This is a genomic window from Mycobacterium sp. E2238, from assembly GCF_001672665.1.
Lineage (GTDB): Bacteria > Actinomycetota > Actinomycetes > Mycobacteriales > Mycobacteriaceae > Mycobacterium.
Genome location: NZ_LZKF01000160.1, coordinates 1 through 18,841, shown reverse-complemented (window position 1 = coordinate 18,841; position 18,841 = coordinate 1). Strand labels below are relative to the sequence as shown.

21 protein-coding genes and 1 pseudogene are annotated in these 18,841 nt (G+C 68.4%); 16 read left to right on the top strand and 6 right to left on the bottom strand.

The genetic code is table 11. The features are described from left to right. Window positions 1-20 precede the first annotated feature (20 nt). Both A5711_RS13880 and A5711_RS13875 read left to right on the top strand, forming a co-directional pair. Window positions 21-1,106 (top strand): S-(hydroxymethyl)mycothiol dehydrogenase, encoded by a 1,086-nt coding sequence (locus A5711_RS13880; protein ID WP_067947373.1) that lies wholly within the window; start codon window positions 21-23, stop codon window positions 1,104-1,106. Beyond that, a complete protein-coding gene (locus tag A5711_RS13875) occupies window positions 1,106-1,729 on the top strand; it encodes an MBL fold metallo-hydrolase (RefSeq protein ID WP_067947371.1) in 624 nt (207 codons plus the stop codon). The genes A5711_RS13880 and A5711_RS13875 overlap by 1 nt, the downstream gene beginning before the upstream one ends. A 131-nt stretch (window positions 1,730-1,860) precedes the next feature. Here A5711_RS13875 and A5711_RS13870 read toward each other — a convergent pair whose 3' ends face one another. Together A5711_RS13870 and lnt are read right to left on the bottom strand one after the other, a co-directional pair. Next, the gene (locus tag A5711_RS13870) at window positions 1,861-2,433 is read right to left on the bottom strand and encodes a hypothetical protein (RefSeq protein WP_067947369.1); all 573 of its coding nucleotides are present in this window, start codon (window positions 2,431-2,433) and stop codon (window positions 1,861-1,863) included. Then, window positions 2,430-3,926 (bottom strand): apolipoprotein N-acyltransferase, encoded by a 1,497-nt coding sequence (gene lnt / locus A5711_RS13865; protein WP_082975734.1) that lies wholly within the window; start codon window positions 3,924-3,926, stop codon window positions 2,430-2,432. The genes A5711_RS13870 and lnt overlap by 4 nt, the downstream gene beginning before the upstream one ends. Before the next feature lie 35 nt (window positions 3,927-3,961). On the opposite strand from lnt, the gene A5711_RS13860 reads away from it, so the two are divergent. The 3 genes from A5711_RS13860 (at window position 3,962) to A5711_RS13850 (ending at window position 6,507) form a co-directional block, all read left to right on the top strand. Continuing rightward, entirely contained in the window at window positions 3,962-4,918 is a 957-nt protein-coding gene (locus tag A5711_RS13860) for an SDR family oxidoreductase (RefSeq protein ID WP_067947367.1), read from the top strand. Between the two features lie 16 nt (window positions 4,919-4,934). Further along, the gene (locus A5711_RS13855) at window positions 4,935-6,029 is read left to right on the top strand and encodes an SAM-dependent methyltransferase (RefSeq protein WP_067947365.1); all 1,095 of its coding nucleotides are present in this window, start codon (window positions 4,935-4,937) and stop codon (window positions 6,027-6,029) included. Between the two features lie 73 nt (window positions 6,030-6,102). After that, a complete protein-coding gene (locus A5711_RS13850) occupies window positions 6,103-6,507 on the top strand; it encodes a hypothetical protein (protein ID WP_067947363.1) in 405 nt (134 codons plus the stop codon). A gap of 1 nt (window position 6,508) precedes the next feature. Here the strand turns inward: A5711_RS13850 and A5711_RS13845 are convergent, their stop codons facing one another. Next, entirely contained in the window at window positions 6,509-8,281 is a 1,773-nt protein-coding gene (locus A5711_RS13845; RefSeq protein ID WP_067947361.1) for an Hsp70 family protein, read from the bottom strand. Window positions 8,282-8,386: 105 nt separating this feature from the next. Then, window positions 8,387-9,472, bottom strand: coding sequence for a dihydrodipicolinate reductase (locus tag A5711_RS13840; RefSeq protein ID WP_067947359.1), 1,086 nt, complete (start codon window positions 9,470-9,472; stop codon window positions 8,387-8,389). A 101-nt stretch (window positions 9,473-9,573) separates the two neighbouring features. Here A5711_RS13840 and A5711_RS13835 point away from each other — a divergent pair, with 101 nt between their 5' ends. The 4 genes from A5711_RS13835 to A5711_RS13820 all read left to right on the top strand — a co-directional run bounded on the left by A5711_RS13835 (window position 9,574) and on the right by A5711_RS13820 (window position 12,304). Further along, window positions 9,574-9,915 carry an MmpS family transport accessory protein gene (locus tag A5711_RS13835; RefSeq protein ID WP_197520171.1) on the top strand — a complete coding sequence of 114 codons (342 nt, stop codon included), beginning with the start codon at window positions 9,574-9,576 and terminating at the stop codon, window positions 9,913-9,915. Window positions 9,916-9,937: 22 nt separating this feature from the next. After that, window positions 9,938-11,236, top strand: coding sequence for a cytochrome P450 (locus A5711_RS13830; protein ID WP_067947355.1), 1,299 nt, complete (start codon window positions 9,938-9,940; stop codon window positions 11,234-11,236). Window positions 11,237-11,314: 78 nt separating this feature from the next. Continuing rightward, window positions 11,315-11,854 (top strand): ester cyclase, encoded by a 540-nt coding sequence (locus tag A5711_RS13825; protein WP_067947353.1) that lies wholly within the window; start codon window positions 11,315-11,317, stop codon window positions 11,852-11,854. Window positions 11,855-11,863: 9 nt separating this feature from the next. Then, window positions 11,864-12,304, top strand: coding sequence for a hypothetical protein (locus A5711_RS13820; protein WP_067947351.1), 441 nt, complete (start codon window positions 11,864-11,866; stop codon window positions 12,302-12,304). Here the strand turns inward: A5711_RS13820 and A5711_RS13815 are convergent, their stop codons facing one another. Next, window positions 12,305-13,003 carry a haloacid dehalogenase type II gene (locus tag A5711_RS13815; RefSeq protein WP_067947349.1) on the bottom strand — a complete coding sequence of 233 codons (699 nt, stop codon included), beginning with the start codon at window positions 13,001-13,003 and terminating at the stop codon, window positions 12,305-12,307. Window positions 13,004-13,009: 6 nt separating this feature from the next. Between A5711_RS13815 and A5711_RS13810 the strand changes: the two genes are divergently transcribed. The 7 genes from A5711_RS13810 to A5711_RS13780 all read left to right on the top strand — a co-directional run bounded on the left by A5711_RS13810 (window position 13,010) and on the right by A5711_RS13780 (window position 18,273). Then, a complete protein-coding gene (locus A5711_RS13810; RefSeq protein ID WP_067947347.1) occupies window positions 13,010-13,381 on the top strand; it encodes a YidH family protein in 372 nt (123 codons plus the stop codon). After that, window positions 13,378-13,680 (top strand): DUF202 domain-containing protein, encoded by a 303-nt coding sequence (locus A5711_RS13805; protein ID WP_067947345.1) that lies wholly within the window; start codon window positions 13,378-13,380, stop codon window positions 13,678-13,680. The genes A5711_RS13810 and A5711_RS13805 overlap by 4 nt, the downstream gene beginning before the upstream one ends. A gap of 79 nt (window positions 13,681-13,759) precedes the next feature. Next, the gene (locus A5711_RS13800; protein ID WP_067947343.1) at window positions 13,760-14,323 is read left to right on the top strand and encodes a sigma-70 family RNA polymerase sigma factor; all 564 of its coding nucleotides are present in this window, start codon (window positions 13,760-13,762) and stop codon (window positions 14,321-14,323) included. Beyond that, the gene (locus tag A5711_RS13795) at window positions 14,320-15,018 is read left to right on the top strand and encodes an anti-sigma factor domain-containing protein (protein ID WP_067947341.1); all 699 of its coding nucleotides are present in this window, start codon (window positions 14,320-14,322) and stop codon (window positions 15,016-15,018) included. The genes A5711_RS13800 and A5711_RS13795 overlap by 4 nt, the downstream gene beginning before the upstream one ends. Window positions 15,019-15,222: 204 nt before the next feature. Then, complete coding sequence (locus A5711_RS13790; RefSeq protein WP_369829936.1) at window positions 15,223-15,783, top strand: fasciclin domain-containing protein; 561 nt, start codon at window positions 15,223-15,225, stop codon at window positions 15,781-15,783. A gap of 99 nt (window positions 15,784-15,882) precedes the next feature. Then, the gene (locus A5711_RS13785) at window positions 15,883-17,604 is read left to right on the top strand and encodes a cytochrome c biogenesis protein DipZ (protein ID WP_067947489.1); all 1,722 of its coding nucleotides are present in this window, start codon (window positions 15,883-15,885) and stop codon (window positions 17,602-17,604) included. Between the two features lie 135 nt (window positions 17,605-17,739). Beyond that, window positions 17,740-18,273 carry a fasciclin domain-containing protein gene (locus A5711_RS13780; protein ID WP_231987476.1) on the top strand — a complete coding sequence of 178 codons (534 nt, stop codon included), beginning with the start codon at window positions 17,740-17,742 and terminating at the stop codon, window positions 18,271-18,273. Between the two features lie 171 nt (window positions 18,274-18,444). On the opposite strand, the pseudogene A5711_RS13775 reads toward A5711_RS13780, so the two are convergent. Continuing rightward, window positions 18,445-18,841, bottom strand: a pseudogene (locus tag A5711_RS13775) (NAD(P)/FAD-dependent oxidoreductase); the annotation flags it as partial.

Below are 18,841 nucleotides of genomic sequence, written 5' to 3'. Positions count from 1 at the left end.
TACACCGTAGGTTGGTGGCCATGAGTCAGACAGTGCGCGGCGTGATTTCACGAAAAAAGGGCGAGCCCGTCGAGCTGGTGGACATCGTCGTCCCGGACCCCGGACCGGGCGAGGCCCTGGTCGACATCATCGCCTGCGGGGTGTGCCACACCGACCTGACTTACCGCGAGGGCGGCATCAACGACGAGTACCCCTTCCTGCTCGGCCACGAGGCCGCCGGCCGGGTCGAGGCGGTCGGTCCCGGCGTGACCGCGGTCGAGCCCGGTGACTTCGTCATCCTGAACTGGCGCGCGGTCTGCGGTCAGTGCCGCGCCTGCAAGCGCGGCCGCCCGCACCTGTGCTTCGACACCTTCAACGCCGCGCAGAAGATGACGCTGACCGACGGCACGGAACTGACGCCCGCACTGGGCATCGGGGCATTCGCCGACAAGACGCTGGTGCACGCCGGCCAGTGCACCAAGGTCGATCCCGCCGCCGACCCCGCCGTCGCGGGCCTGCTCGGCTGCGGGGTGATGGCCGGCATCGGCGCGGCGATCAACACCGGCGGCGTCACCCGCGACGATACGGTCGCGGTGATCGGCTGCGGCGGCGTCGGCGATGCCGCGATCGCCGGTGCCGCGCTGGTCGGCGCCCGGCGCATCATCGCCGTCGACACCGACGACACCAAGCTGGACTGGGCCCGCAAGTTCGGCGCCACCCACACCATCAACGCCCGCCAGGCCGACGTCGTGGAGGCGATCCAGGACCTCACCGACGGGTTCGGTGTCAACGTCGCGATCGACGCCGTCGGCCGGCCCGAAACCTGGAAGCAGGCCTTCTACGCCCGCGACCTCGCGGGAACCGTTGTGCTGGTGGGTGTTCCGACGCCCGACATGAAGCTCGACATGCCGCTGATCGACTTCTTCTCGCACGGCGGGTCGCTGAAGTCGTCGTGGTACGGCGATTGCCTGCCCGAACGCGACTTCCCCACCCTGATCGACCTCTACCTGCAGGGCCGGCTGCCCCTGGAGAAGTTTGTCTCCGAGCGAATCGGGCTAGACGACGTCGAGGAGGCTTTTCATAAGATGCACGGCGGCAAGGTGTTGCGTTCGGTGGTGATGCTCTGATGGTCCAGATTCAGAAGGTGGTCACCCACGGCACCTTCGAACTCGACGGCGGCAGTTGGGAAGTCGACAACAACATCTGGCTGATCGGCGACAACTCGAATGTGGTGGTCTTCGACGCCGCCCACGACGCGGCACCGATCGTCGAGGCCGTGGACGGCAGGCACGTGGTCGCGATCGTCTGCACCCACGGCCACAACGACCACGTGACGGTCGCGCCGGAACTCGGCAAGACCCTCGACGCGCCGGTTCTCCTGCATCCCGCCGACGAAGTGCTGTGGCGAATGACCCACCTCGACAACGACTTTCGTTCGCTGGCGGATGGCGAAACGCTGAGCGTAGGAGGGACCGAGCTACGGGCGCTGCGCACCCCGGGCCACTCCCCGGGTTCTGTGTGTTGGTATTCGCATGACCTGGGCGTCGTGTTCAGCGGCGACACGCTGTTCGCCGGCGGCCCGGGCGCGACCGGCCGTTCGTATTCGGACTTTCCGACGATCCTGCAGTCCATCTCCGAGCGGCTGGGCAAGCTGCCCGGCGAGACGGTGGTGCACACCGGCCACGGCGACAGCACCACCATCGGCGACGAGATCGTCCACTACGAGGAGTGGGTGGCCCGCGGCCACTGAGCCCGCGTCCGGACCGTGCGGCCACAACCGCCACACCAGCACCAGTCCCGGACCACCATGCGGTCGCCGTTTTTGATATCGCGGGTGATATCAAAAACGAGAGTCGTCGATTGGTTCGAGACCCGCGCCCGTCACGGCCGCGGCAGATTGGCCGCCACCACCGCCTTGCGGCGGGTGCGCGCCAGCCACCAACCCGACAGCGCCGAACCGGCCAGCCCCACTACGAACAGCCCCACGAACAACCACACCGCGAAGCCGGCGGAAGTCTTGTGCCCGAAGGCCAATCGCGGTTCGATATAGCCGTTCACCTGACCGTCGGTGGTGATGTTGTAGGTGCCACTGGCCGCGATCCGAGCGACCCACACCCGCACGTGCGCATCGTTGTTGACCGTCGTTGTGCTGCCGATGCTTTCGGTCACCACGGGCTGCGGCACGCCGTCGGGCGGCGCGAGGGTGACCCCCAGCGGAGGCACCGGCAGTCCGCGGTCGGGGCTGCTGATGACGACGGTGTGCAGGCTGACGGTGACGTCACCGGCGGGCAGGTAGAGGGTGCCCGAGCCGGGGACGGGCACCTCCCCGTAGGCGTTGTACTTGTCCAGAAAGAACGCGTTGAGCACCAGGGCGACGATGAAGCCGCCGACCGACACGACCATCAGCGCGACTGCGCCGGCCAGCGACATCTTGGCGAGCCGCCTGTTGTTCATCCGAGCAGTGTGGCACCGCGGGCGGGGCGCTGCCAGCGCACCAGCGCACAGCCGACGACGACGAAGGCCAGCATCGGCACCCAGTCCCCCAGCCGCTGGTAGGGCGTGACGCGCGATCCCAGCGGCACGCTCACCACGGTCACCCCCCGAAAGCCCGACGGGCACCACGCCAGCCGGTGGCCGCGCGCGTCGAAGGCCGAGCTGTCGCCGGACAATCCGGCGTGTACGGCCGGGCGGCCCGCCTCGACGGCGCGCACCGCCACCTGGGCGGCCAGCTGCGGCTGCGCCCAAGTCCCCTGGTATGACGACGTGGAGCTCTGATACACCAGCAGCTCCGCACCGAGTTGCGCCTCCCGGCGGGCCAGGTCGGAGAACAGGGTCTCGTAGCTGACCAACGGGCCGATCCCCAGGGCGCCCGCGTGCAACACGACGGGCCCGGTCCCGCGTTGCCGATCCTCGGCCGCGGCCCTGCTGTGGCGGGTGATCCAGCCGAAAACCGGTCGCAGCGGGACGTATTCGCCGAACGGCACCAGCCGGGTCTTCCGGTACGTGCCCAACGATCCGCCCGGCCCGATCAGCACCGCCGACTTGTAGATCCCGCCGCCGGGCGCGGGCGCGTCGACGTTGACCAAAAGGTCCGCCCCCACCCGCCGCGACAGCTCGGCGAGCCGCGCCAAGACCTCCGGGTGACCGGCAAGATCGGAGCCCACGCTGCTCTCCCCCCAGACCACCAGGTCCGGCCGCTGACCCGCGACCGACGCGGTGAGCTCCTCGCTCGCGGCCTGGCGCGCACCGGAGTCGGCGATGTCGCCGGGCTGGACCAGCGCCACCCGCACCGTGGCGCCGCCGGCGGGCGACAGGCCCAGCAGGTACCAGGCCGGGCCGATAGCCGCACAGGCCGCCGCACACCCAAGCGCGACCAGCCGGCCCGAAACGCCGCGGTGCACCAACGCACCGACCAGAGCCGTATTGGCCGCCACGACAAGGAAACTCGTCAGCCATACCCCGCCAAGTGACGCCGACGCCAGCGTGCCGGGCTGAGCGGATTGCGACGCGCCCAGTGACGCCCATGACCCACCGAACGGTGGCCAGGACCGCACGGCCTCGGCCGCGACCCACGCGCTGGGCAACACCACCATGGCGGCGACCGTCCGCCCCGGGTCGACCGGCCCGGAGAGCAACCGGTGCGCCAACCACCCCCACGGCAGCCAGAGCAATCCGAAGCCGGCGGCCATCACCGCGAGCAACGGCCCGGCGAACGCCACCAGCCAGTACTGGGTGGCCAGTACGAATCCTGAGACGCCGAACCAGGCCAGCACGCACGCCTCCCATCCGGAAGGCGCGGCCCGCACCAACAGCAGCAGCGGCACCAGGCCGAACCACGCCAGCCACCACCACGACGGCGCGGGAAAGGCGAGCGCGGGCAGCGCGCCGGCGGCGAACGCGGCCGCCCAGCCTTGGATGCGCTGCCGACGAGCCGACACAAAGAGCACACTATGACGGGGCGTACACGAAGGGAGCGATACGCATGGCCAACGATCTTGTCGCCACGGTGCCCGACCTGTCGGGCAAGCTGGCAATCGTCACCGGCGCCAACAGCGGCCTGGGGTTCGGCCTGGCCCGGCGGCTCGCGGCCGCCGGCGCCGACGTCGTCATGGCGATCCGCAACCGCGGCAAAGGGGAAAAGGCGATCGCGGAAATCCGCGACACGGTGCCCGACGCCAAGCTCACCATCAAGTCGCTGGACCTGTCGTCGCTGGCCTCGGTCGCCGCGCTGGGTGAACAACTCAACGCCGAGGGCCGCCCCATCGACATCCTGATCAACAACGCCGGCGTCATGACGCCGCCGGAACGCGACACCACCGCCGACGGTTTCGAATTGCAGTTCGGCAGCAACCATCTCGGGCACTTCGCCCTGACGGGGCACGTGCTGCCGCTGCTGCGCGCGGCGGGCAAGGCACGCGTCGTCTCGCTGAGCAGCCTGGCCGCCCGCCAAAGCGGCAAGATCCACTTCGACGACCCGCAGTTTGAGAAGTCCTACGCGGCCATGTCGGCCTACGGCCAATCGAAGCTGGCGGTGCTGATGTTCGCCCTCGAGCTGGATCGGCGCAGCCGGGCGGCCGGCTGGGGCATCATGTCCAACGCCGCGCACCCCGGCCTGACCAAGACCAACCTGCAGATCGCCGGGCCCTCGCACGGGCGGGAAAAGCCCGCGCTGATGGAGCGGCTGTACAAGGCGTCCTGGCGCTTCACGCCATTTTTGTGGCAGGAGATCGACGAGGGCATCCTCCCGGCGCTCTACGCCGCCGCGGCGCCGCACGCCCAGGGCGGCGCATTCTACGGCCCCCGCGGCTTCTACGAGGCCGCCGGCGGCGGGGTGCGGCTTGCCAAGGTGCCCGAGCGGGCCCGCAACGAGGCTGACTGCCAACGACTTTGGGAGCTTTCCGAGCAGCTCACCGGCGTCAGCTACCCGAAGCCGACCTGACGACTATCGTTGGGCCATGCGGCCAGAGCCTCGGATGCCCGAATCGAGCATTGTGGTTCGGCCGGAGCCCGTTTACACCCAGTCGTCGCGGCTGCAGGCCGCCGGGTTGGGCCCGGCCATCGCGTTGTTCGAGCGGGCCGCCGAGCAAGTGCCGCTGCCCAAGCCCCCGCAGCCCATCGTCATCGCCGACTACGGCGCCGCCAACGGGCACAATTCGCTCAAGCCGATGTCGGCGGCGATCGCGATCCTGCGCCGGCGCACCCGGCACGACCACGCAATCCTGGTGGCGCACACCGACATTCCGGACAACGACTTCTCGGCGCTGTTTCACACCCTGTCCGACGACCCGGAGAGCTACCTGCACCTGGACGCGGCGACGTTCGCGTCGTCGATCGGCCGTTCGTTCTACGACCAGATCGTGCCGTCCAAGACGGTCAACCTGGGCTGGTCGTCGTGGGCGGCGCAGTGGCTGAGCACGATGCCCGCCGAGGTGCACGATCACCTGCACATCTCCTACAGCCGCGACGACGCGGCGCGCGCGGCATACGCCGAGCGGGCGGCCCTGGACTGGCACAACTTCGTGGCGTTCCGCGGCCGCGAACTGGCCCCCGACGGGCGGCTGGTGGTGATGACGATCGCCCTCGACGAGGACGGCACATCGGGGTTCCCGACGCTGCTCGACGCGATGCTCACGGCGCTGCGTGAACAGGTCCGCGACGGCCTGTTGCGCCAGGAAGAACTGCGGCGGATGACCATTCCCACATTTGCGCGCAGCGAGAAGGACTTTCGCGCCCCCTTCGCGCCCAGCGGGCGCTTCGAGGGCTTGACCATCGACCATCTCGAGACGTTCAATGCCGAGGACCGTTTCTGGGTTCGGTTCCAGGCCGACCGCGACGCCGAGACGTTCGGCGCGCAGTGGGCGGCCTTCGCCCGCGCGGCGCTGTTCCCCGCGCTGGTGCGCGGGCTGGATGACGGGGTGCGCGACGCGCGGGCCGGCGAATTCGTCGAGCAACTTCAGGGCGCGGTGGCGGCGCAACTGTCAAGCGCACCCGAGCCGATGCGGATTCCGCTTGCGCTGGTCGAGCTGGTCAAGCGCGAACGATTCGGCTGATGAGAGTTTCGACACAACGCTGCAGCGGGTAACCCGTGCAAATCGCGACCTGCGATTGCGAGGGGGTAGATGCATGAGCGTGCAGGACGATAAGTCGGCCGACCAGCACACCGATCAGGATCAGGAACCCGATCAGGACACCGATCAAAAGCTGACGGAAAAGCCAGAGCCGGACGAGGACGACAAAAAGAAGGCCGCCGAGATGATGGAGGCCTACAAGGAAAAGGCCACCATCGTGCTGCCCGGTACGGGTGGCAGCGTTTCGGGTACCGCCGTCAACGACTGGCTGGACGAGGACGGCAATCCCAGGCACGAAGTCCCGGACAATGCCGGTTCCGATGCCGGTTCGGATGAGCCAGCCGAAGGCGACGAGGGCCGCGACGAGGAAGCGCTGAAGGAGCAGATCGAGAAGGACAAGGCCCTGAACGAGAAGCTCAAAGAGGCCGCGAAAGCGGAGAACAAGGGCGAAAAGGACTGACCTACCGGGTCGTTCCCAGCTGAGGGCCCAATTGGGGGATGCCGCTGATGCCCAAGTCGCCCCCGATCCCCTGGATGATCTGATTGATCCGGTCCAGCCCTGGGATGGGTTCGTTGAGGCCGGGCACCGCCGGGATGGGCGGCACCTGCGGGATCGCCGGACGCACGGGCGCGGCAGCGAGCGGCGGCGCATGTTGGGGTTTCGCTGACGGGACGCTGGTCGACGGCGTCTCGGTCTGCGCGGGCGGGTTGGTGTCGGTCGTCGAGGGCGCCGGCGCCTCTTCGCTCGGCGGGGGCGCCTGAGCGGTCGCGGTGTTGGCCGGCGGCGCGGGCACCTGGCTGCTGGTCACGCCCGGCGCCGGGGTCGTCGCGGATTTGTTCGCCGAGGTCAGTCCGATCGTGACTGCGGTGCCGACCAGCGCCAGCGCCGCGGCGGCGCCGACGATTCCCGCCATCACCGGCAGCCGGAACAGGCGGCGCTTGCGCTTCTCGCCAGCGGAATCGGCGGCGGGCTCGTCGGCGGGGGACGCCGCCTGGGAGGCGGTCGCCTGCGAATCGGGCGCCACCTGCGCTTGCTTGCCGGTCTGCGACCACGCCTGCACGGCCGCGGCACCCGCGGTGGGCCAGGCAGGCGCCGCCTGCGCCGTCGCGGTCGCCTCGGGCGGGCGGCCGCCCGGGACGGCCCGCGCCGTCGCCGTGGCGGACGCGGCCGGCGCCGACGCCGTCGCGGCGCTCTCGCCGGGGCCATGCGCGGCCCGGAGCGCGGCGCCGGTGGCCGCCGTCAATTGCGGGCGCGGCGTGGTGATGACCGGGACGCGGAAGTACTGCGACAGCGTGGTGGTGATCGCGGGGATATTCGCTCCGCCGCCGGCGGAAACCACGGCGGCCAGGTCATGAATCCCGTTGCGCGCCAACGTGTTTTCCAACACGGCCACGAACCTGTCCAGCGGGGTGCGGATCGCCTCGTCGAGCTCGTCGCGGGTGACCCGCACTTCGCCGGTCAGCCCGTCGCTCAGCATGGTCGCCGTGCTCGCGGACAGCTCCTCCTTGGCGCTTCGGCATGCCGTGCGCAGCCGGCTCAGCGACCCGATCGCCACGGTGCCCGCGGGGTCGAAGCCAGCGGTGCTCGGCATGTTGGAGATGACGGCGCTCAGTAGCGCCTGGTCGATCAGGTCGCCGGAGAAATCGTGCAGGCGAACGGTCGGGGCCAGCGCCTGATAATCGCCGTCGGCGCGCATGAACGTGATGCTGGTGCCGCTACCGCCGAAGTCGCACACCGCCACCGTCCCGCGGGCCGGTATGCCGGGGGTGGTTCGCACGGCCAGCAGCGTCGCCGCGGCGTCGGGAATCAGCATCAGCGGCCGCGCCCGGTTGGACCATTCGGCCACCGAACTCAGCGCGGTGCCCACCGCGTCGACCGCCGGGGACGGCCAGTGGGCGGGATAGGTGACGCCGACGCTCTCGGGCAGGGTGCGCCCGCCGGTCACGGCGTAGGCCAGCGCCCGCATCGCGTCGGCGATCAATTCCTCGCTGCGGTGCACCGAGCCGTCGGCCGCCACGACGCCGCGGGGATCGGAGATGCGGTTGACGAACCCGGTGATCACCAGGCCCGGCTGGTTGAGCCGCGGGTTTTCTGCGGGGATGCCGACCTCGGGCGCGCGTTCCGGATAGAGCGTCAGGACGGGCTTGCGGGTGATGGCCTGGCCCGCGGCGACCGCCGCCAGGTTGGTGGTGCCGATCGACAAGCCCAGCGCGGTCCCTGCTCCATCGGCCATCTGTCCCAACCTAAACTTCAGCAACTCGCAAACCGGCTAGCCGTCATTGTGTCGCGCAAACCTGTACCGAGTCTCTGCGGTACCTATGTGCAGGCTGTGCGCCGGTCACCGGATGTTGCCCGCCCCGGCGATCAGGGGCAGGTCGAGCGGCGTGACCCAGCCCGGCCGCAACTCGTTGACCGCGGGCACGGCGTTGAGGGCCCGCATCCCGGTCGCCAGGCAGCCGGCCGTGGCCGCGTCGCGGCCCGAGCCGTCGGTGAACCGGAACGCGGTTTCCTGGAAGATGCTCGGCGTGCCCTCGATCTCCACCCGGTAGACGTCGTTGTCGTGGCCGGAGGGCCAGTCGGGGGCGGCGTCGAGGCCGATCCGGTTGACGTGTTCGAGCTGAATCCTGTTCTCGCCCTTGTAGATTCCGTTGATGGTGAACCGGACGGCCGCCACGTGCCCGGGTTTGATGACGCCCTTGACGGTGTTGCGCTCGGTGGGCGTCACCCATTTGTCCCACGTGGTGGTGATCTCGTCGAGCATGATGCCGGCCGCGTGGGCGATCATCGGGACGGTGGCGCCCCACGCGAAGATCAGCATGTTGGAGTCCTCGAGCAAGGGGCTGTATTCGGGCTCGCGGCCGATGCCCATCTCGACTTCGTAATCGCCCTCGTAGTTGGTGTAGTCCAGCAGTTCGGAGGCCCGCACCCGGCGCACCTCCGAGCACAGGCCCATCAGCGTCATGGGGAACAGGTCGTTGGCGAACCCGGGGTCGATGCCGGTGGTGAAGCAGGACGACTCCCCCAGCTCGCAGGCTTCGGTGATCGGCGCGATCCAGTTCGGCGGGTTGAGGTGCATGGTCGGCCACACCCACGGGGTCATCGCCGTCGAGCACACGTCGATGCCCGCCCGCAGGAAGCGGGTGATCAGCGCGATGTTGTCCTTGGCGTGCATCGCGGTCGGGCCGTAGTGCACCAGCGCGTCGGGCTTCAGCGCGATCAGGGCGTCGACGTCGTCGGTGGCGATGATGCCCGTCGGCTCGGGCAGCCCGCAGATCTCGCCGACGTCGCGCCCGACCTTGTCGGGGTTGCTGACGCCGACCCCCACCAACTCGAACAGCGGATGCTTGAGGATTTCGGCGATCACCATCTTGCCGACGAAGCCCGTGCCCCAGACCACCACACGCTTTGACCCGTGTTCCGACATACTCACCTTTCCGTAGCCGCCCCCGTGGGACTCACACTAGAACGGCTTTCGTTAGGGCGGAAAGCTTCCGTAGCACCGCGCGTGGTGACACGATGCAAATCATGACGAAGCATGTGCGCGGGCTTTCGCTTCTGTTCGCCGTGGGCGTCGGTTGCGCGGGGACGATTCCCGGCGTGGCCCATGCGATCCCCGAGATGCCCCACGCCCGTTACGAGGTGACCGGTGCCGGGGTCGCGCAGTACCTCGTGTATCAAACCGACACCGGTCAACTGCACCAGGTCAACGCGCCGCTGCCCTGGTCGACGGAATTCACCTCCTTCGGGGGTCAGGTGTTCCTGATCAGCGCGCAGGGGGTGGGCCCCATCCGCTGCCGCATCCTGCTCGACGGCAACGTTGTCGCCGACGCGCAATCGGCCGGCGGCAGGACCGTGTGTACGCACTAACGGGTTTCCTAGGAGGTAATCGGTGAGCCTCAAGACGGGTATTGCGACGCGAACCAACGGGGCGCCACCACCGGAGGTGCCGCTGTCCGAGATCCACCTCGACTCGCTGGACTTCTGGAGTCTCGACGACGACTTCCGCGACGGCGCCTTCGCGACCTTGCGCCGCGAGGCCCCCCTGTCGTTCTGGCCCGCGATCGAGATGGAGGGATTCGTGGCGGGCGACGGGTATTGGTCGCTCACCAAGCACGACGACGTGCACTTCGCCAGCCGTCATCCGGAGATCTTCAGCAGCACCCCGAACATCACCGTCAACGACAACGCGCCGGAGATCGCCGAATACTTCGGCTCGATGATCGTGCTCGACGATCCGCGGCACCAACGGCTGCGCTCGATCGTCAGCCGCGCGTTCACCCCAAAGGTGGTGGCGCGCATCGAGGCGTCGGTGCGCGAGCGGGCCCGCCGGCTGGTCTCGGCGCTGATCACCAACCACCCCAACGGGGAAGCCGATTTGGTCACCGAGCTCGCCGGGCCGCTGCCGCTGCAGATCATCTGCGACATGATGGGTATCCCCGAAGAAGACCATCAGCGAATCTTCCACTGGACCAACGTGATTCTCGGGTTCGGCGACCCCGACCTGACCACCGACTTCGACGAATTCCTCAAGATCTCGATGGACATCGGGGCGTACGCCACCGCGCTCGCCGAGGACCGCCGCGTCAATCACCACGACGACCTGACCACCAGCCTGGTCGAAGCCGAGGTGGACGGCGAACGGTTGTCGTCGGCCGAGATCGCGTCGTTCTTCATCCTGCTGGTGGTGGCCGGCAACGAGACGACGCGCAACGCGATCAGCCACGGCGTGCTGGCCCTGTCCCGCTACCCCGACGAGCGGGACAAGTGGTGGGCCAACTTCGACCGTCTGGCGCCCACGGCCGTCGAGGAGATCGTGCGATGGGCCTCGCCGGTGGTCTACATGCGGCGGACCCTGACCCGCGACTTCAAGCTGAGCGGCACCAAGCTGGCCGAGGGCGACAAGGCCGTGCTGTGGTACAACTCGGCCAACCGCGACGAGTCGACGTTCGCCAACCCCTGGCTGTTCGACGTGGCCCGCACCCCCAACCCGCATTTCGGCTTCGGCGGCGGCGGCGCGCATTTCTGCCTCGGCGCCAACCTCGCCCGCCGCGAGATCCGGGTGGTCTTCGACGAGTTGCGCCGCGAGATACCCGACATCGTCGCTGTCGAGGAACCCGCGCGGCTGCTGTCGCAATTCATCCACGGCATCAAGGCCCTGCCGGTCGCCTGGACCCCGCCGCGCGGGTAGCGCGCAGCCCGGAAGCATGTGCGCACTTTCAAATTTGATAGCGCATGCGATATCAAATCCGGGCCTAACCTAGTCGTCATGACGATCCCCGCGTTCCCCCCGCCGGAGGTGCTGGCCGCCCGCGAGAAGCTGGTGCTCGACCATTTCCACGACGAGGTCCGCCAGGACTGGGACGACGTGCTGTCGACCTTCCCGCATCCGCGCTACGAGTTGATCCCGCAGATGATCGTGCACGACGGCGACAAAGCGGTGCGCGACTACTACGCCTACACGCGGACCGCGTTTCCCGACCAGGACCACGAGATCATCGCGCTGCGGCACAGCGCCGACGCGGTGATCGTCGAGTTCTGGTTGATGGGCACGCATCTGGGTTACCTGGGCAAGGTTCCGCCCACCGGCAGCCGGTTCCGGGTCCGCATGACGGCCTACTTCGTCTTCGACGAGGCCGAAACGCTTGTCTGCGAACGCATTTACTTCGACACGCTGACCATGATCAAACAGCTCCTCGGCGGGCTGGACATGAAGAAGCCGGCGAACTGGCTGCTGGCCGCGCGATGCGCGCGCGGGTTCCTGTCGATGTCCTCGGAAAAGCCCGACCCGGCGCTGACGGGTGCCTAGACTCACTGCATGCGTGGCATTCATGCGTTGTGCGGCGTGACCGCCGCGGCGATGTTGGGTGCCTGCGCCACCGCCACGGCCGCCCCCACCATCTCGCACACCGAGAAGTGGATCGACCTGCAGACCGGCGAGTGCGTGGCCGACCTACCGCCGATCGATTTGAGCCGCGTGACGGTCACCGTCGTCGACTGTGCCACAGCGCATTTGGCCGAGGTGTACCTGCGTGCCCCGATGGCCGTGGACAAAGCCGTCGCCATCGTCGCCAACAAGGACTGCAACGAAGGATTCGCCCCGTATACGGGCCGACCCGTTGCCGGCAGCCCGTTTTCGATCACCTACCTGATCGACTCGAATCAGGACCGCACCGGCGCCAATCCCACGCCCAGCACGGTCATCTGCCTGCTGCAGTCGGCCAACGGCCAACCCCTGACCGGGTCCGCGCACCGCTGATCAGCAGCCGAGTTGGCTTGCGAGGTCCAGGAAGTCGGACGCGTTGACGTCGAATTCGGCGGAATATTCGACGTCGGCCTCGCCGTCGACGCCGAACTCCAGCGGCCGCGCGACGAAGGCGGTCCGGAACCCGAGCCGGCCCGCGGCGCGGATGTCGTACTTGTGGCTGGCCACCATCATGATCTCGCCGGGTTCCAGGCCCAGGTAGGCGGCGGCCATCCGGTAGATCGCCGGGTCGGGCTTGAACACCCCGGCCATCTCCGCGGCGAAGACGGCGTCCCAGGGCAGGCCCGCGCGCTTGGAGATCTCGATGACCGTCGACACGTCGGCGTTGGACAGCGTGGCCAGCGTGTAGGCGGTTCGTAGCCGGGTCAGCCCCGGGATCACGTCCGGCCACGGCTTCAGCCGCCGCCAGGCCAGCGTGAGTTCGTCGCGTTCGGCCTCCGAAAGCGGGACGCCGCAACCGTCCAGCGCCCGGCGGTACACCGACTGCACCGACACCCATCCGGTCTGCCGGCTTCGGGCGTCCTCCAGCGCGGTGAAGTAGCCTGCGCGCCAACGCCGCACCACGTCGGGCCAATCCACCCCCGGGTGGCGGCCGGCGCTGATCCGCCGCGCCTCGTCGCAGACGGTCGAGTGAAAGTCCGTCGCCGTGCCTTGCACGTCGAACAACAGCGCCTTGACCACACGCGCAATCATGCAACGATGTGCCCCGTGGCCGACACCGACAGCGCCGACGAGCACGAGCCCGACTACCGGCTCACCTTCGCCAACGAGCGGACGTTCCTGGCCTGGCAGCGCACCGCGCTGGGGCTGCTCGCCGCGGCGGTTGCCGTCGTGCAACTGGTCCCGGAGCTGGGCGTCCCCGGCGCGCGCCGCGCGCTCGGCGTGGGGCTCGCGCTGCTGGCCATTCTCACCAGCGGGATGGGGCTGCTGCGCTGGCAGCAGGCGGATGGCGCCATGCGCCGCGGCGCCCCCTTGCCCCGCCAGCCCTCACCGACCTACCTCGCCGTGGGTCTGACCGTGGTGGGGCTCATCGCGCTCGGCTTGGTGATCGCCAAGGCGGTCATCGGTTGAACGGCAGTCAGGCCGAACGGACGACGCTGGCCTGGACGCGAACGTCCTTCGCCTTCCTGGCGAACGGCGCCCTGCTGATGATCAAGAACCTGCACGGTTCCGTCGGGCCGGCCGCATTCATCCCCGCCGCGCTGGCCGGCGCGGTGGCGCTCGCGACGTTCGTGATCGCCGTCCGGCGGCAACGCATGCTGCAGCGACGGCCCCTGCCGACGCGGCTCACGCCCCGGCGCCAGGTTCACATCATCGGAACGGCCGTGCTCGCCCTCATCGCCGTCACCACCCTCGCCCAACTCATCTAGCCGGACCTCGAATCGTCCGCCCCGCCTTGGGCTACGAATTACGGGAGTGGACAGCTGCCTGGCGCTAGGCTACCGATCGATGACGGGACCGCCCACGCCCAGCAAGGACCTGGACGCGCTGCTGCACAAGGTCGCGCGCGGGGACCGCGACGCGTTCGCCGCGGTTTACGACCTCACCAAGAGTCGCGTGTACGGAATGGTGATGCGGGTGCTGCGCGATCCCGGCTACAGCGAGGAGACCACCCAAGAGGTCTACTGCGAGGTCTGGCGGACGGCATCGGGCTACGACGCCGGCAGGGGCTCGGCCCTGTCCTGGCTGATGACCATCGCGCACCGGCGGGCCGTCGACCGGGTGCGGACCGAGGAAGCGTCCGGCAGGCGGGATTCCCGCTACGCCGCGGCCAGCGCCGACCCCGCCAGTGACGTGGTCGCCGATTCGGCGATCGCCGGTGACGAGCGCCGCCGCGTGGCCGAATGCCTGGGCGCGTTGACCGACACGCAGCGGGAGTGTATCCAGTTGGCTTACTACGACGGACTCACCTACAGCCAAGTGTCGGACCGGCTGGCCGCGAATCTGTCGACGATCAAGTCACGCATGCGCGACGCGCTGCGCGCCTTGCGTAACTGCCTGGAAGTGTCATGACCGAACCGAACGAATTCGAATTGCTCGAGCTCGCAACGCCATACGCGTTGGATGCCGTGTCGGGCGAGGAACGCGCCGAAATCGAGCGGCGGCTGGCGGCCGCGCCACGATCGGTGGCGGCGGCCTTCGAGGACGAAGTCCGTGCCATCCGCGAGACGATGGCGGTCGTCTCGGCGACGACGGCCGTCGAACCGCCGGAGCGCCTGCGGGCCGCGACGCTGGCGGCGATACCTGCGAGCGATGAGCGCAAATACCGTTGGCGCACCGCTGTTTTGGCGGCCGCGGCGGCGGCGGTGGTGGTCGGCGCCGCCGCATTCGGCGTCGGGATCCTGATGCGCCCGAACCCGCCTTCGACCGTCGCCGAGCAGGTATTCGCGGCCCGGGACGTGCGCACCGTTTCCGGCCCGCTCGGCAATGGCACTGCCACCGTCGTCTTTTCCCACGACCGCAACGCCGGTGTGCTGGTGATGAACAACGTCCCGCCGCCGAAACCCGGGACCGTCTACCAAATGTGGTTGCTCAGCGACAAAGGCCCGACGTCGGCCGGGACGATGGGCCCGGCGGCCGTGGCGCCGTCGACCACCGCGACGCTCACCAACCTCGGATCGTCCACCACCCTGGCGTTCACCGTCGAACCCGGTAGCGGGTCGCCGCAGCCGACCGGAACGATCCTGGCCGCGTTGCCCCTCGGCTGACTCTCGACTCTGACCCGTCCGCGGCCGCGTCGTCTCCGAATCACTCCCGTCCGGTCGAAAGGCGGTGCCACGGGCCGCCCACAAAGAAGGAGTGCAAACGCGATGATCGACGTTCGGGGCAGGACAATCGCCGCGGCAGGGCTCGCGACGATTGCGGTAGTTGGTTTCTCGGCGTGTTCGAACAACAAGTCGGCGTCCGAACCGATGACCAGCAGCAGCTCGGCCACGGTCACCAGCAGCATGGCGGCGCCGGCCGCGGCCGATCCGGCGGCCGACCTCATCGGTGCGGGCTGCGGCGACTACGCCAAGCAGAACCCTAGCGGCCCCGGGTCAGTCGCCGGGATGGCGCAGGACCCGGTCGCCACGGCCGCGTCCAACAACCCGATGCTGACCACCCTGACCTCGGCACTGTCGGGCAAGCTGAACCCGAATGTCAACCTGGTCGATACGTTGAACAACGGCCAGTACACGGTCTTCGCGCCCACCAACGCCGCGTTCGACAAGCTGCCGGCGGCCACCATCGACAAGCTCAAGACCGACTCGCAGCTACTCAAGAGCATCTTGACCTATCACGTGGTGCAGGGGCAGGAGAGCCCGGCCAAGGTCGGTGGTGACCACGTCACCCTGCAGGGCGCCAAGCTGAACGTGAGCGGTCAGGGCAACGACCTGAAGGTCAACAACGCCGGTTTGGTGTGCGGCGGGGTGCACACCGCCAACGCGACGGTGTACATGATCGACATGGTGCTGATGCCGCCGGGCCGTTGAGCTCGCCTGCCGATCAGGGGATGAACAGCCCGGCTTCGGCCGGGCTGTTTTCTTTGCGGCAGCACCAATCCGCGGCGCCCTTGGCAGCGAATGACTTTCATGTTCACCCTTGCGCTGATCGGCTTCGTCGGAGGCCTCATCACCGGCGTATCGCCGTGCATCCTGCCGGTGCTGCCGGTCATCTTCTTCGCCGGGGCGCAGGGCGGTGCTAATAACCCTGCGGGCGTGGACGTCGCGGTCAAGCCGCAGCGCAGTGCGCGCCCCTACCTGGTCATCGGCGGTCTGGTGCTCAGCTTCACCGCGGTCACGTTGGCCGGGTCGACGCTGCTCTCGTTGGCGCACCTGCCCCAGGACGCCATCCGCTGGTTCGCTCTGGCCGCGTTGGTTGCCATCGGTCTCGGCCTGATCTTCCCGCGTGTCGAGCAATTGCTGGAGCGTCCGTTCGCGCGTATCCCCCAGAAGCAGTGGGGTTTTGGTAGCGGCGGGTTCGGTCTCGGCCTGGCGCTGGGGGTGTTGTATGTCCCGTGCGCCGGGCCCATTCTCGCCGCCATCGTGGTGGCCGGCGCCACCGCACCTCTCGGCCTGCGCACCGTGGTGCTGACTGGCACCTTCGCGCTGGGTGCCGCGCTGCCGTTGTTGGTCTTCGCGTTGGCGGGCCATCGGGTGGCTCAGCGGGTGGGAGCGTTCCGGCGGTGGCAGCGGCAGATCCGGGTCGCGGCCGGAATCGTGATGATCGTCCTCGCGGTCGGTTTGGTGTTCAACGTTCCCGCGGTTCTGCAACGGGCGGTTCCCGACTACACCAGCGGGCTGCAACAACGGTTGGCCACCGATCGCGCCGTCCGCGAGAAGCTCAACCTCGGCGGCATCGTCAACGACCAGAACGCGCAGCTGTCGAATTGCAGCGACGGTGGTCGGGAGCTCGAAAGCTGCGGCCAGGCACCCGATCTCAAGGGCATCGCCGGCTGGCTGAACACGCCGGGCAACCAACCGATCCCGCTCGCGTCCCTGCGCGGCAAGGTGGTGCTGATCGACTTTTGGGCGTACTCCTGCATCAACTGCCAACGCGCCATCCAGCACGTCGTCAGCTGGTACCACGCCTACCAGGGCGACGGCTTCGAGGTCATCGGGGTCCACACCCCGGAGTACGCGTTCGAACAGGTGCCCGGGAATGTCGCCAAAGGCGCCGCCGACCTGAGCATCACGTACCCGATCGCCATGGACAACGGCTACTCCTCGTGGACGAACTACCGCAACCGCTACTGGCCGGCGGAGTATCTGATCGACGCCACCGGCCAGGTGCGTCACATCAAATTCGGCGAGGGCGACTACAACGTCACCGAAGATCTGATCAGACAGCTGATCGTGGCCGCGCATCCCGGGGAAAAGCTGCCACCGCCCACGAACGCAAGCCGCTCGACGCTGCCAGACAAGACCACGCCCGAGACCTACTTCGGCGTCGGCAAGGTGGTCAACTATGGCGGCGGCGGGCTATACGACGAAGGCACAACCACTTTCGACTATCCGCCCGTCCTGGCCGCTGACAGCTTCGCCCTGAAAGGCCCCTGGTCGCTGGACTACCAGGGCGCCACCGCCGCGGGCACCCAGTCCAGCATCAGGCTGAATTACCACGCCAAGAATGTCTACATCGTCGTCGGCGGCGCCGGGTCCCTCACGGTGACCCGCGACGGACGGTCCGTCGCGATCCCGATCGCCGGGCCGCCTACGTCGCACCAGATCGTCTCCGGCGAGCAGCCGCAGTCGGGGACGCTCGAGGTCCACCCCGACCAAGGGCTGCAGGTGTATTCGTTCACGTACGGCTGAAACTTTTCCCCCGGCACCCATCCGAAGGTGTTCGGTCTCCGAATCACTCATCAAATGTCGGACCAATCGAAGGAGTCAAACGCGATGAAGGCACAACGGACGTCGGTGGCGGCGAAGGGATTCGCGGTAGCGGCGATGGTGGGTCTGGGTGTGGTGACCGCGCCGAGCGCGGCGGCGGCCGATCTCGTGGGTCCCGGGTGTCCCGACTACGCGGCCGCGCACCCCAGCGGCCCGGCATCGGTGGAGGGGATGTCGCAGGTTCCGGTCGCGGTAGCGGCGTCCAACAATCCGGCGCTGAGCACCCTGACCTCCGCGCTATCGGGCAAGCTGAACCCGAATGTCAACCTGGTTGACACGCTGAACAACGGCCAGTACACGGTCTTCGCGCCGACCGACGCCGCATTCGGCAAGCTGCCGGCACAGACGATCGACCAGCTGAAGACGGATTCCAACCTGCTGACCAGCATCCTGACCTATCACGTGGTGCCGGGGCAGCTGAGCCCGGCCAGGGTCGCCGGCTCCCACAAGACGGTTCAGGGCGCGAACGTGACCGTCACCGGGCAGGGCAACGGCCTCAAGGTCAACAACGCGGGTCTGGTCTGCGGCGGCGTGCCCACCGCCAATGCAACGGTGTACATGATCGACACGGTGCTGATGCCGCCGGCGTAACGGCGGAATGGCCCACCCGTCAGTCGCATTCGCCACACCAGCCTCTTCGAGCAGTGACGCGCTCTTTGCCCGCCTCACAGCGACAATCCGGCGGCGCACCCAAGTTGTCGCTCAGAGGCGGGCAAACAGCCAACCGCTTCCCGTGCCGGGGCTGGTGTGGCGATTGTGACGCTAGGCGATCGCGTAGTCGCTGAGGGGGAACGTCGCGGCTTCCCGCACCGAGTTCAATGTCGAGGTCGGCCGCAGCAGCGACGCCTCACCGCTGGGGCTGAAGTAGTACGAGCGCGAGGTGGCGCAGTTGCCGGCGTAGAACACCGAAGTGTCCAGCCGTTTGGTCATCCGCTCCATGAAATCTTCCATGGCCTCTTCGGTCACCTCGAAGGTGGTCGCACCGCGGCGCTTGACCTCGCCGAGCAACCGGTCCATGTGCCGCATCTGGTATTCGATGGTGTGGAAGAAGGACAGTCCGGAGAAGGCGAACGGGCTGGCCAGGCTCAGGTAATTGGGGAAGTACGGCATCGTGACGCCCTGGTAAGCCTGGAACCGGGTCTCCCGCCACCACTTGCCC